10 protein-coding genes and 1 tRNA gene are annotated in these 13,501 nt (G+C 62.7%); 4 read left to right on the top strand and 7 right to left on the bottom strand.

From position 1 onward, the window contains the following. Positions 1–87 precede the first annotated feature (87 nt). The 3 genes from OPIT5_30705 to OPIT5_30695 are packed head-to-tail and all read right to left on the bottom strand — an operon-like array spanning position 88 to position 4,537. A complete protein-coding gene (locus OPIT5_30705) occupies positions 88–2,370 on the bottom strand; it encodes a glucosyl transferase (GenBank protein ID AHF93889.1) in 2,283 nt (760 codons plus the stop codon). Next, on the bottom strand, positions 2,367–2,993 hold the full coding sequence (locus OPIT5_30700) for a hypothetical protein (protein ID AHF93888.1): 627 nt from the start codon (positions 2,991–2,993) through the stop codon (positions 2,367–2,369). The genes OPIT5_30705 and OPIT5_30700 overlap by 4 nt, the downstream gene beginning before the upstream one ends. Continuing rightward, positions 2,981–4,537, bottom strand: coding sequence for a glucan biosynthesis protein G (locus tag OPIT5_30695; protein AHF93887.1), 1,557 nt, complete (start codon positions 4,535–4,537; stop codon positions 2,981–2,983). The genes OPIT5_30700 and OPIT5_30695 overlap by 13 nt, the downstream gene beginning before the upstream one ends. Before the next feature lie 146 nt (positions 4,538–4,683). On the opposite strand from OPIT5_30695, the gene OPIT5_30690 reads away from it, so the two are divergent. After that, entirely contained in the window at positions 4,684–5,100 is a 417-nt protein-coding gene (locus OPIT5_30690; protein ID AHF93886.1) for a nucleoside diphosphate kinase, read from the top strand. 99 nt (positions 5,101–5,199) lie between these two features. On the opposite strand, the gene OPIT5_30685 is transcribed toward OPIT5_30690, so the two are convergent. Next, positions 5,200–5,274: transfer RNA gene (locus OPIT5_30685), tRNA-Gly, on the bottom strand. 122 nt (positions 5,275–5,396) lie between these two features. Here OPIT5_30685 and OPIT5_30680 point away from each other — a divergent pair. Together OPIT5_30680 and OPIT5_30675 are read left to right on the top strand one after the other, a co-directional pair. Further along, complete coding sequence (locus tag OPIT5_30680) at positions 5,397–6,551, top strand: Ribosomal small subunit Rsm22 (protein AHF93885.1); 1,155 nt, start codon at positions 5,397–5,399, stop codon at positions 6,549–6,551. An 82-nt stretch (positions 6,552–6,633) separates the two neighbouring features. Further along, positions 6,634–7,938: an MFS transporter gene (locus OPIT5_30675; protein ID AHF93884.1), complete on the top strand. Its 1,305-nt coding sequence runs from the start codon at positions 6,634–6,636 to the stop codon at positions 7,936–7,938. A gap of 102 nt (positions 7,939–8,040) precedes the next feature. On the opposite strand, the gene OPIT5_30670 is transcribed toward OPIT5_30675, so the two are convergent. After that, complete coding sequence (locus OPIT5_30670) at positions 8,041–10,008, bottom strand: potassium transporter (protein ID AHF93883.1); 1,968 nt, start codon at positions 10,006–10,008, stop codon at positions 8,041–8,043. 361 nt (positions 10,009–10,369) lie between these two features. Between OPIT5_30670 and OPIT5_30665 the strand changes: the two genes are divergently transcribed. Continuing rightward, entirely contained in the window at positions 10,370–10,666 is a 297-nt protein-coding gene (locus OPIT5_30665; GenBank protein ID AHF94948.1) for a hypothetical protein, read from the top strand. A 255-nt stretch (positions 10,667–10,921) separates the two neighbouring features. Here OPIT5_30665 and OPIT5_30660 read toward each other — a convergent pair whose 3' ends face one another. Together OPIT5_30660 and OPIT5_30655 are read right to left on the bottom strand one after the other, a co-directional pair. After that, entirely contained in the window at positions 10,922–11,059 is a 138-nt protein-coding gene (locus tag OPIT5_30660; GenBank protein ID AHF94947.1) for a hypothetical protein, read from the bottom strand. Between the two features lie 862 nt (positions 11,060–11,921). Beyond that, a complete protein-coding gene (locus OPIT5_30655) occupies positions 11,922–13,046 on the bottom strand; it encodes a transposase (GenBank protein ID AHF93882.1) in 1,125 nt (374 codons plus the stop codon). Positions 13,047–13,501: the final 455 nt, after the last annotated feature.

The raw sequence follows: 13,501 nt of genomic DNA, 5'->3' as shown, positions 1-13,501 counted from the left end.
TCCGTGCTCCGGCAAGGGGCGAGGCGCGTCGCGCCTCGTCGCAGCGGCAGGAATGCCGCCGCTCCGGCTCTGGTGCGTCTTCGCTCGCTACCGGTGCAGCGCCGTCTGCGGGGCGGGCGCGACGATGTTGTAGGAGCGGATGGCGTGGCGCCACCAGTCGGCGAGGTCGGAGGTGTGCGCGGACCAGAGATCGCGGTGGAGCAGGGTCATCGACTCGGCATCCATGAGGAGCGAGAGCTTGTCGCGCTGGTCGAGGGTCGCGGGGCCTTCGCGCAGGAGGCGTTGGCGGAGGACGGCGAAACGCTCTTCGCTGGCCGGAGGCGTGGTGTCTTTTTCGCGCAGGAGGGCGACGTGGACGGCGTTCACGTACGGGTCGAGCACAGCCTGCATGAGACCGTAATCGGCGGCGAGTTCGGGCAGGGGCGCATGGCGGGGCGCGTCGGGCGTGGGCGGGGCGAGCGCGCGGGCGAGGTCGTCAAGTTCGGGAGGCGGGGCGGTTTCGTTGGGCGTGCAGAAGAGACCCCAGCGGCGCATGCGCAAGCCGAGCGAACGCTGGCCGGTGAGCAGCGAGACGGGCATCACCAGCAGCATGCCGGCGAAGATCGGCGACATCCAGATCGCCAGCCAGGGGTTGATCCAGAGCGCGGCAGCGAGCCAGACGGCGCCGAGGAGCGTCTGCCCGAGGTGCGTGAGGATGGTCTCGCGCCATTCGGGTTCGCCGTCCTGGCCGCGACGTTGGGTGACCCAGGCGACGCCGCTGCCGGCAAGTGTCATGAAAATGAATTTGGTGTGAAACAGCATCATCACCGGAGCCATCAGCGTGAAGAGCACGGTTTCGAGGATGACGCTGGTGAGCGCGCATCTCCAGCCGCCGAAGAGCGCGGCGGAGCCGGGGCGGCGGCGGAGGTCGAGGAGCGCGAGGAGCTTGGGCAGGAAGAGCAGGCCGAGGGTGATGCCGAAGAGGACAAGAGCCTGTTGCGCGAAGGTGAGCGTGAGGTAGCGGGCAAAGCTGTCCACGGGCAGCGGGGTGAGGCCGGTGGCGACGTTGCGCCAGGAGATGACGGTGGTGAGCGCGAGAAAGGCGAACCAGAGCGGCGAACTGAGGTAGGCCATGATGCCGAGCGCGAGGTGGGCGCGGTTGGCGGCGCGCAGGCCGCGCGCGGAAAGGAGCCAGGCGTGCTGGAGGTTGCCTTGCAGCCAGCGGCGGTCGCGCTTGGCGAAATCGATGAGGTTGCCGGGGCATTCCTCGTAGCTGCCCGGAAGATCGATTGCGAGCCACACTTCCCAGCCGCCGCGGCGCATGAGGGCGGCCTCGACGTAGTCGTGGCTGAGGATGCGTCCGCCGAAAGGTTCGCGGCCGGGGAGGTCGGGCAACGAGCAGTGATCGATGAAAGGGGCGAGGCGGATGATGGCGTTGTGGCCCCAGTAGTTGGCCTCGCTGAGCTGCCAGAAGTTGAGGCCGGCGGAAAAAATGGAGCCGTAGAGGCGGCTGGCGAATTGCTGGAGGCGGGCGAAGAGCGTCTCGCCGTTCACGAGCTCGGGGACGGTCTGGATGATGCCGACGGTGGGGTTTTTCTCCATCATCCGGGCGAGCTTCGTGATGGCTTCGCCGGTCATGATGCTGTCGGCGTCGAGCACGACCATGTAGCGGTAGTGGCGTCCCCAGCGGCGGCAGAAGTCGGCGATGTTGCCGGCCTTCTTGTTGGTGTTGACGCGGCGCTTGCGATAAAAAATGCGGCCCTCGGCGTTGAGCTGGCGGGTGAGGGCGATCCAGCCGGTCTGCTCCTCGATCCAGCGGTTGGGGTCGCTGGAGTCGCTGAGGATAAAGAAGTCGAAGGCGTCGAGCTGGCCGGTCTTGCGCAGGGATTCGTAGATGACGCGCAGGCCTTCGAGGATGCGGCCGGGCTCCTCGTTGTAGACGGGCATGACGATGGCGACGGAGGCTTCGATCGGCGCGAGGTCGTCTTCGGCGGAGAGGCTGCGGACGATGCGGCAGGGATCGCCGCCGGGCTGGCCGCGCCGGCGGCGGCGTATCCAGAAACCGATGACGGCCTGCACCGCGCCGAAGGCGATGAGGCCGAAGAGCACGGTGAAGAGGACGAGATGGATCATCTTCCACGTATCCACGCCGCTGCGCCAGTGGAGATCGGCCATGAGGAGCACGGCGGGGCCGAGCAGGAGCAGGGTGAGCGTGGCGATGAGCGTGCGGCGCCGGGTGACACGGCCGGCGTCGAGCGTGGGGAGATCGAAGCGCGCGGCCGGCCGGGCGGACGCGCCGGAGGCGGCGGACGGGGAGGGCGGTGGACGTTGTTCGGCCATGGATCGGTTTTCGGCGTTTCGGCTTTTCAGGTTTCGGTTTTTCCCGATCACGGGTGGGTGATGACCCAGATGACGGCGAGCAGGGCGACGATGAGCACCCAGCCGGTGACGGCGCGCAGGAAGGGGAGGCGGCGGAAGGTTTTCCACGTCTCGCCGGCGGCGTTGGCGACGGGGCCGAAGTCGATCTTGCGCGGGACCATGGCGGTGAGTTTCAGTTCGGGGCCGGTCTCGATGTAGCTGGCGCGCATGGCGGCGACGAGTTCGGGCGGGGGGGGCGTGTCGGCGAGGAAGTGTTGCGGCCAGCGGCCGGGGACGTTGGCCATGGCGAGGGCGAGGCGCCCGCGGAGGCCGGCGCGTTCGCGACTGCCGAGAACGTTGGCGCACCAGGCTTCGAGCCGGGCTTCGGCAACGTGGATGGCGAGCGTCACGGGATCGGCGTCGGGCTCGAGCTTCGCCCGGGCGCGGGAGGCCTGGATGATCTCGCTGGTGAGGCGGTTGAGCTGGATGCGGCTCTCGATCTGGTGGGCGCGGAGGTAGCTCTCGACGCGGACGAAAGCCTCGTCCCAGTCGGGTTCGATGGGGGGCGGGCAGGAGGAGGACGGCACGGTCGCCATGAGGAAATCGGGATGCTGGCCTGGCGCAGGCATGGTCATGGTGGTGGTTACGGTGTCCATGAATAGAGCCACGTCTCGCTGAGAGGATCGTAGCCGTTGAGAAGCTGGCAGCGGAGCTCGATGGTGCCGTCGTTGGCGAGTTCGGGGCCGCGCTCGACCTGGAGGACCACGCGCCAGCCCTTGAGGCCGGGGTGGCGGACGAGTGTCTGGCTGAGAATCTTGCCTCCGGCGGAGGCCTCGACCTTGGCGGTGATCTTGTCGGCCTCGATGCCTTCGAGCTGGCCGCCCGCAAAATCCACCCAGATGAGCCGGCCCTGCGCATCGCCGGGGAGGGCGCCGGTGCGCGTGGCGGCGACGTGGGCGAGGGGAGGATCGGCCTTCGGCTCGGAGAGCGCCCACGTCATCCGGTAGCTGTAGAGGACGGGCCGGCCGGGGAGGGGTTTCGATTCGGGGACCCAGAAGGCGACGATGTTGTCGGCGTACTCGTCGCCGGTGGGCAGCTCGACGAGGCGGACCTTGCCGCGGCCCCAGTCGCCTTTCGGTTCGATCCAGACGGAGGGACGCTGGTGATAAAGCGCCTCGAAGTCCTCGTAGCTCGACACGGCGCGGTCGCGCTGGAGGAGGCCGAAGCGCACGGGGTTGTCGAGAGCGATGTCGGTGGAGACGATGATGCGCGGGTTGGAGAGCGGACGCCAGGCGTGGGTGTTCTTGTCCTCGACGAACAGGCCGTCGGAATCGTGCACCTCGGGGCGGGGTTCGCCGGCGGGCCGGTCGGTGTTTTCGCCAAACCAGAACATGCTGGTCAGCGGGGCGATGCCGGGGAGTTCCACGGCGGAGCGAAAACGCAGCTCGGTGCGCACGTCGATGACGGTGGGCTTGCCGGGGGTGACGATAAATTCGTAGGCGCCGGCGACGCTGCGGCTGTCGAGGATGGCGTAGATCGTGAGGGTTTTCGCGCCGGGTTTGGGCTTGCCGAGCCAGAAATCGGTGAACATGGGAAACTCCTCGGGCTGGCCGATGATGCCGGTGTCGACGGCGAGGCCGCGGGCGGAGAGGCCGTAGATCTGGCCGGCGCCGAGAGCGCGGAAGTAGCTCGCGCCGAGAAACACGAGCAGCTCGTCGTAAACCTCGGGACGATTGAGCGGGTAATGGATGCGGAAACCCGCGTAGCCGAGCGAGGAGCGGATCCAGCCAAGGTTCTTCAGGTCGCCGTAGTCGAAAAACTCCCGGATGAACGGGATGTCCTGCACGTGCGTGGGGCTGAATTCGCTGATGGTGACGCGTTCACGCCGCGCGCTGGTGCGGTGGAACAGCTGAAGATTGAAGGGGAGGTTCTCCTCGCGCCAGAGGGCCTTTTCGGGGATGAAGCGGATTTTGCGGTTCTGGTCGTAATCGAGGGCGGCCAGGCCGGAAGGCAGTTCGACGTCGGGAGCCTTCCACGCGCTGGCCGCGCGTCTGGCGGCGAGTTCGCGGATGGTGTCGAAGGTGATTTCCGCTTTCTCGATGGCGGCGCGCGCCGCAGAGGGGAGCAGCAGCAGACATCCGGCGAACAGGACGCAGGCGGCGAGGCGGGAAAAGAGGAGTCGTGGACCGGAAGTTGTCACAGGGAATGAGCAGAAGTTCTTAACGGCTTCAAGGCAAGCAGGCGACAACGATTACGTGAAGAGGTTCACGTTAGTTGCAGGGAGAGAATTCATGCCAAAATCAGGCTTCCCATGCGAGGGCGGGCGGTTTGTGATCCGGATTCTTTATGGAAAAAACATTCATCATCTGTAAACCGGACTGCATGGCGAAGAAGCATGTGGGCGATGTGATCGCCCGCTTCGAAAAAGCCGGCTTCGAGATCGTCGCCGCCAGGTTGATCCGGCTGACGCCCGCGCTGCTGCGCGAGCATTATGCGCACGTCGCATCGAAGCCGTTTTATCCGGAGATCGAGGCGTTCATGAGCCAGCGTCCGGTGCTCACCCTCGTGCTCAAGGGGGAAAACGTCGTGGCGAAGGTGCGCGACCTGCTCGGCCCGACCGATTCCACCAAGGCGGCCAAGGGCACGATCCGCGGTGACTTCGGCGAGAACATGATGGTCAACGTCGTGCATGCCTCCGACAGCGTCGCGAACGGCGAGATCGAGATCGCCCGTTTCTTCAAGCCCGAGGAAGTGCTCGGCTGAGATCCGGCAAGGCTGCCGGTCCGCAGATCCGCAGCCTGCAAACCGGAAAACAAAAATCCCCTCCGTGAAAACAACCGTGTTTCAGAGGGGATTTTTTGCTGGTGCGGGCAGAGGGAGTCGAACCCTCCTCTCATGCTTGGGAAGCACACATAATAGCCGATATACTATGCCCGCGAGGAACTGCGCGCCAACAAAACATCCCGCCGGCCATCCGCAACCATGAAAATGAACCGGCCCTGTGTCCGGATGCATTTCCGGAAATGTGGCTGGCCTCGCAACGACCCGCGCGCCCGGCCATGAATTCCCCTGAATCCGGTTCTCCCCCGTCTTCGCTCCCGCCACTCGACTGGGAGGCGCTGGACCGGTTGCGCGCCGGATTTCTCTCCGGCGCGGCGGCGAACGGGCCGTACTGGAAAACGGAACACGATCTGGCGTCCTACGATGCCACGTATGGCGAGCGCATCGGCTGGAAGTGGGATGCCGTGCTGCACGAACTCTGCGTCCGCCACTGGCGTCCGCCTGCCGGTGGCGTGTTGCTCGACTGGGGTTGCGGGAGCGGGATCGCCGGGCGGCGGGTGCTTGCGGCGTTCGGACCGGACTCTTTTGCGGGCGTGCGCGTGTGGGACCATTCGCCGCTGGCGCGACGCTTCGCCCTCGACCGGGCGCGCGAGCGGTTTCCCGGAATGGCCGATGTTGGCGAATGGAGTGGCGAGGGGGCCTGCGCCGCCGACGGTCCGCTGGTGCTCGTCGTGAGCCATGTCATCAACGAGCTTTCGCCGGCCGACCGGACCGCGCTGCTGGCTCTCGCCGCCCGGGCCGCCGCCGTGATCTGGGTGGAGCCGGGCACCCATGCGGACAGCCGTGCGCTCGCGGCAGTGCGCGACGCCTTGCTGAAGACTGCCAACAGCGGCAACGGTAACAACGGCGGCGACGGCAGCAGCGCCCCGCCGCGGATCGTCGCGCCCTGCACGCATCGCGAGGCGTGCCCGCTTTTCCAGGCGGAAAACGAACGCCACTGGTGTCATTTTTTCGCCTCTCCTCCGGCCGGAGTGCAGAACGATTCGGAATGGGTCCGTTTCGGCCAGCGGGCGGGCATCGATTTGCGGAGTCTGCCGTATTCGTTTCTGGTGCTCGACCGGCCGGCCCTGTCGCCCGCCGGTGCCTGCTCCGGTGCAAAGGGGGGGGAGGGGGGGACCGAAGCCGCCGGGTCGATCGCGGCGGATGTCGAGGGCGCCGCCCGCGTGCTCGGTCGCCCCGAGGTGTTTAAGGGTTATGCGCGGATGCTTTCGTGCGAGGCCTCCGGGCTTGTGGAGCTGGAATTGCAGAAACGCGCCGATCCGCAGTTGTTGAAGGAGTTGTCACGGCGACCGGGCATCCCGCTGTTTCGCTGGGAGCATGATGGCCGGCGCATCACGCGGGCGGAACGCATCGGGGAGCGGAGGTTTTCCTGAAGACCTGGACACGCGCCGTTTTTCCGTCGCCGCGCCGCCGCAAACCGGTTTCAGATCAGGGCCCTCGCGTTCACTCAACCTGATGACAAACCAATCCCTCACTCCCTTCCCGGCCGGCCGGCGATGGACCGTCGCCGTGGCCGGCACACTGCTCCAGACCTGCCTGGGCACGGTCTATGCCTGGAGCTATTTCCAGAAGCCGATCATGGAGCAGCACGGCTGGAAAAACGAAGCCGTGACCTGGGTGTTCAGCCTGGCGATCTGTTTTCTCGGACTGGCGGCAGCCTGGGGCGGCCTCCAGCTCAAGAAGGGCCGGACGGAACCGCGTGCCATCGCCATCACGGGCGGACTGCTGTTTGCGCTCGGGCATCTGGTGACGGCGGCGGCGTTGTGGAAAAGCCAGCTCTGGCTGCTGTTGCTCGGTTACGGCGTGATCGGCGGCACGGGGCTCGGGCTGGCCTACGTGGTGCCGGTGGCGACAGCGGCCCGCTGGTTTCCCGACAAGAAAGGGCTGGTCACGGGCATGGTGGTCATGGGCTTCGGGCTCGGGGCGCTGCTGATGAGCAAGGTGCTCGCGCCGCTCGCCCTGCGATGGTTTGACGGAAATCTCGCCGTGGCTTTTGCGGCCATGGGTTGCGTTTTTGCGGTGCTGGCGCCCGCCGCCGGCGCCTTCATGAAGAACCCACCGGAACACGGGGATGCGGGTGCGGAGGAACGGGAAAGCGAAGGGGCGAAAGCGTCTGCGGGACCGGTCACGGCTGCCGCGACGGCGGCGGCCGGAGATGAGGGAGGATGGGGAAAATTCGGGCTGCTGTGGCTTTTGTTTTTCTGCAACATTTTCGTCGGCATTTCGATCATCAGCTTCCAGTCGCCGCTGCTGCAGGATCTGTTGCGTATCCGGAATCCGGATATCAGCGCGGCGCAGCTTGCGTCGGGCGGGGCGACGCTGATCGCCTGCGGGGCGATTTTCAACGGCCTCGGGCGTTTCCTGTGGGGAGCGGTGTCGGACCGCATCGGGCAATCGCTGGCATTCACGCTGATGCTGGGGAGCCAGATCGCCGTGTTTGCGGTGCTGCCGCAGGTGGGGTCGCCGTTGCTGTTCGGGGGGCTGGTCTGCTACATCCTGCTGTGCTACGGCGGCGGTTTCGGGGCGATCCCGTCGTATGTGCTGGCGCTGTTCGGGGAGAAGCGGATGGCGTTGTTATACGGGATGATTCTCACGGCCTGGTCGGCGGGAGGCATTGCGGGGCCGAAGTTCATGGCGTGGCTGCGCGACCATCGCCCGGCGGATGCGGCGCCGGTGGCGTTTTATTGCAGCGCGGCGCTCCTCGCGGGAGGGCTCGTCCTGACGTTCCTGCCGGCGCTGGGCGTGCAACGTCCGCGCTGAGCAGGAGCAGCAGAGGGAAGGATCCCGCGCGGCGGGCCGGAGGGAAACGCTGGCGGCGGCCGCCGCCACTGGCGGAGCGCCAGAGCGCCTGCGCCGCATCGTTTACAACTGCACGGGCAGGCCGATCTCGATGATCTGGGTCGGCAGGATCTGGTAATAGTCTTTTACCGGACGGGCGTTGCGGCTGAGGAAGGCGTAGAGATTTTTCTGCCACTCGAACATCCGCGCCGTGCCGCCGCCGATGATCATCTCGCGGTTGAAGAAGAAGGTCGTCGTCCGGAGGTTGAGCGGCACGCCCTGGTGGGCGATGCGTTCACAGATTTTCGCGACATTGGGCTGCTCCATGTAGCCGTAACGGCCGGTGGCCCGCCAGACGCCTTCGCCGAGGAGTTCGAGGGTCATGCGCTCCTCCTCTTCCACGTGCGGCACCTCGTCAGTGATGATGGTGAGGAGGACGACGTTTTGCTGGAGGCACTTGTTGGCCTTGAGGTGATGCAGGAGCGCGAGCGGGGTGCCCTTGGGGGTGCCCACCATGAAGACGGCGGAGCCGGGGACGCGGACGATATTCTTGCTCCTGGCGATATCGGAGAGTTCGAGATCCATGGTCGCTCCGTTGTACACGCGCTCCTGGATCTCGTTTCGTCCGGTTTTCCAGGTGTGCATGATGGCGATGACGGCCAGGGCGATGCCGAGGGGGAGCCAGCCGCCGTCCATGAACTTGTGGAGCGTCGAGCCGAAGAGCGCGGCGTCGATGGCGAAGAAACCGGCGCACAGTCCGACCGATTTCCACAGCGGCCAGTGCCAGCGGAAACGGGTGACGCGGAAAAACGCGAATGTCGTGACGATCATCGTGCCCGTGACGGCGATGCCGTAGGCTGCCGCCAGCCGGTCGCTCGTGCCGAACAGGATGACGACGCCGATGGAGAGAATCGCGAGGGCGGTGTTGATGAGCGGCACGTAGATCTGTCCGGCGAGCTCGGCGCTGGTGTGGGTGACCTTGAGGCGCGGGAAATAGCCGAGCTGGATGGCCGAGCGTGTCAGCGAATAGGCGCCCGAGATCACGGCCTGGCTGGCGATGACGGCGGCGCAGGCCGAGAGCAACGTGAGCGCGGCCCGCGGCAGGCCGGGGGGCACGAGCTCGAAAAACGGGTTCACCACATCGGCTCCGCGCTGGAGGTGCTTGAGGATATTGGCGCCCTGGCCGAAGTAGTTGAGCAGAAGCCCGGGCAACGCGACCAGGAACCAGGCCCGCGAGATGGCAGGGCGGCCGAAGTGCCCCATGTCGGCGTAGAGCGCCTCGGCGCCGGTCACGGCCAGCACGACGGAGCCGAGCAACGTGGCCGCGCCTGCCGGGTGGCTGACCAGAAGAGCGATGCCGTAGGCGGGATTGAGCGCCATGAGAATATGTGGCTCGTCCCACAGGTGCCAGGCTCCGAGCAGTCCGATGACCAGAAACCATCCGAGCATGACCGGCCCGAAAATGGAGCCGATAACGTGGGTGCCCTTGTGCTGGAAGCGGAACAGCACGGCCAGAATCACGCAGGTGATGAGGACGATGCGGCTCTGGGCATCGTCACCGGCAAAAAAACTGCTCACGCCGCGCAAACCCTCCACCGCGCTGAGCACGGTGATGGCGGGGGTGATCACGCTGTCGCCGTAGAGCAGCGCCGCACCGAAAAGGATCACGAACAGGGTCGGGCCGATGACATGGCGTTTTTTGTCACGGCTGTCATCGCCGGCCGGGGCGCCGGGGGGGTTGCCGTCGTTCTTGCCCTGGCGCACCTGGCTGAGGGCGAGGAGGGCGAAGATGCCGCCTTCGCCGCGGTTGTCGGCCCGCAGCACATAGCGAATGTACTTGATGCAGACGACGAGGATGAGAGCCCAGAAAATGAGGGAAAGGACGCCAAACACGCCTTCCGCGCGATCCGCGGGCGGCAAGGTGGCCATGCACTCCTTCATGGTGTAGAGCGGGCTGGTGCCGATGTCGCCGAAGACGACGCCGAGCGCGCCGAGGCAGAGTCCGAGCTGGAGAGCTTTCTTTCCTGGAGTGGCAGCGGGATCGCCGGTCATGTGGCCGGCAATCCTTCGGGTGCCGGACCCGGAGTCGAATCTGTTTTTCCGGCCTGCGGATTGTCAGATTTCTTGCCACTTCGGCCTCCGGGATGAAGGGCGGTAAATGAAACTCCCGCTCGCTTTTCAACGGGACGAGTTTTCAACACTGGCGGGATAGTCAGGATTCGACGCTGCTTTTCTGGACAGGAAAATCAACGGCTTACGTTTATTTGTTACGTCCGGTGACCCTTTGGTGGCTCGGGGAAAATGGTATTTTCCCCGAGCGAAATCCCGCTCTTCAGCATCATTCTTTCATCCATTTTCCTCTCTGTTCTGAACTTCAGGTAAAAAGAGTGTCAGGGGGTCATTGCATTCGTACTTGCAATTCTCTTGCTTTCAGATCGTTGCGAGCAGCACAGGCTTGTCTTCATTCCATGAATCCGCCAACTTGGGCGCCGGATTCAGCTTTGAGCCTCTGGTTGGCAGCCTCCTCTTGGTTTTCTTCCCCATGGCTTTCACTTTCATCCTCACCCGCTTTTTCCCGATGGTTGCCTCTCTGTTCCGGGGACGTGACGGGGCGAAGCTCGGTACCATTCAAAATAGGTATTCCTCATTCGAGTCACCCCTTTCTCCCCGGTTTGGCCTTTGCCGGTCCGACGTCCCTGCAAAAGCTTAATTCGATTCAAATACCGGTTTGAATAAATTTACATAAGATAATGAAAAAATATATTGATGTATAATTACTCCATTTATCAACGAAACTAATTTGATGTGGGCTTACCCAAAAGCCTTACCGAGTAAGGCACAATACCACTGTTAGGCAAAAATCATGAAACAGCTAATAGCAATTTACGTAACCTTGACAGCAATAATACTGGGGATAACTGGATGTGACACACGTAAGTACCCATACTTGGAAAGCAAAGTTAGCTTAGCTAGATGGGATGATCTTGCCCCACATTTTAATTTGGATCCATATTATATTGAAATCAAAGGGCTTTCCAATGTGAAACCACTGAGGATAGCTCTTTCCGTCCACCAGAATGGTGAAGTGATCTACAGAAGACATTTAGGCTATATTACCACAGGAAAAATTACTGAAAAGAGCCCATACAGAATCGACTCAGAAACTACTGTTTTTCTTGAGCAAAAAGACAGTGAAATTATTGGTTCCTGGCGAACATATGCATATGATCTGAATGGCTTTTCTGGCGAACGTGGGACTATAAATATTCCGAAAGATAAGCTTAGGTTGAAAGGACGAAATGGATTTACCACACTAAAGGCTAACCTGAAGGAGTTGGAAGGGGAAAAAGGAAGTCCTTTACTCATCCTCTATTTTGAAGATTTGAAGCTCCCGCCGAGCTTTGGATTGGAAACTGTTTTTTTAAATAATCCAGAAGCTACCCTTCTGGTTATTGGCATTGAAAGCGGCAATGTAACTTTTTGATCAGAGCCAAACAAGGCGCTGGAACCAATACGATTGTTGCTTCGCAGGTAGTCGTAAAGGTTCTTGGTTTTTGCTCCCCTCCCGCTCGCACGGCTCACCTTGGACGTTGATCTAGCTGCGATTCTGCAAGAGGGAAAAAGCAGTGGCAGCCCAATGATTTATCAGGTATCTGTTTATATAAACTATTTTGCCGATGGAGGCACAGGACAGGGACCGGTCGATTATAGGATAAACGCGTGCGTGGGTTGGTTGGCGTGATCCTGGCTGTAAACCGTGATCGTGCTGATCTACGCGGGTTGGTTACCGACAGTTCATTGGTGCGTCTTGCCCGCATGCCCTAGGCTCGTGCGTGGCGGACGGATAGGCTCCGATACCGCTGCCCCTAACGTCAACATGCATGGGCCGGCCGCCCGGTCCCTGACTTGTGCCGCCATTCGGCCTTTGAAAGAACATCCTCCCCCTCTTCGCAGACGTGGTTGGCTTATGCGCAGCGAGTCATATGATCCCAGTCGACGGTTTTGAGCATGGCCCAGACAAAGCCGGCCATTTCGCGAGCGAGGGCCACGGTGATTTTGGGCTTCATCACGCCGCGCCGGCTCAGGTGCCATGCGCGGCTGTGCAGCCGCAACTGGACCTTCCAAGCCAATTCTTTTCTGTGCACGGGCTGGCCTTCCTGCCGTTTGGACAAGTGCGCGGAGACCTTGGGCGGTAACCAGGCGTGCTGGACCATTTCGACCAGTATCCAGCGCGCATGGGCGTTGCCGGCCTTGGTGATCGAACCGAGTTTGCGGGTTTGCCCCGAGCTTTCCTCCTTGGGCACTAGCCCAAGAAACGCCATCAGGTCACGCGGATGAGTAAACCTGCGTATATCGCCCAACTCTGCGACCAGCACGGCTGCGGCGACCAATTGAACGCCACGCAGCGTCATCAGAGCCTCGACCGCCGGATACAAGCGCCACAAGGGCGCCTGCAATTCCAGCAATTGCTCCAGCCGGTTCACCCGGTCCTCGCACTGACTGATGGCCAAAAGGTATTCCTCGAGCACCGCCTTGAGCCCCGGCAACGGCAACACCAGCTCTCGCAGATACCGACGGTGCGCCTCACTCCAGTTCGCCTTGCCCGAGTAACGATAACCATGACGCAACAAAAACGACTTGAGGCGCTGCCGGGCCCGCGTCAGGTCGTGCACCGCGTCCGCCCTGGCCCGGGTCAAATCGCGCATGGCTTCGTCCGCCGCGTCCGGCACGTGCACGGCGGTCAACTCCCCGGCCCGGTGCAACCGCGCCAGCATCTGTGCATCCCGGCGGTCCGTCTTGCGCCGTGCCGCCTTGTCCACCGGCGTCTTCGATGCAGCCACCACCACGCACTCAATCTGTAATTGCATCAACCGGCGATAAATCACGTAGCCGGTCGGCCCCGCCTCGTAGGCCACGTGCAATGCCCCGCCGTCCGATCCGATCTTCCTTAACGCCTTCTCTATGGCGTGCAAATCATTGCTGATCTGCCCGTAAAGGCGAACCTCGCCCTCGCGGCCGCCATCGGCCACCGCCACCATCACTGTATCTTTGTGGACATCCAGTCCAACATAGTGCTCTGTCTTTCTCATGCGCTTGTCCTCGTTTTCAGGTTGTTTGGGTTATACTCTCAGCCTTGTGGATAGGCCCCGCTTCCCGGGGCAACCCACGCTTAGGGGACAAGCGCTCCCTTTTACAGATCGCTCTTGCCCTCAGCTATAATGTCTAGGAAAAAAACAATGCCTGGTCCCGAAATAATCTACACCGTAGCAGTGCTCACTATTGGTGTAGCGGGCGTATTGCTTAGTGCTTTCGGTTTTCGAAACCGAAAGAATCCAGGATTTGTCTTCCTCGCGGGGTTCTGGCTGCTTCTTTCGTGGACCGAAATTAGTCGCGGGCCCAGCTTCGACTCCACGCCCCCAATTGAATCTATTGAGGTAACGGAGAGCATTTTCATTACGCAATCATCCATTATGATACCACTCCCTCTACTGTCGCTTGCTTGCCTTGGGGTTACTTTTGCATTTGTCCTGAGCCGCGACGAAGC

Source organism: Opitutaceae bacterium TAV5 (assembly GCA_000242935.3).
GTDB lineage: Bacteria > Verrucomicrobiota > Verrucomicrobiia > Opitutales > Opitutaceae > Geminisphaera.
The sequence above is the reverse complement of the archived record's forward strand: the minus strand, read 5'-3'. Positions and strand labels throughout refer to the sequence as shown.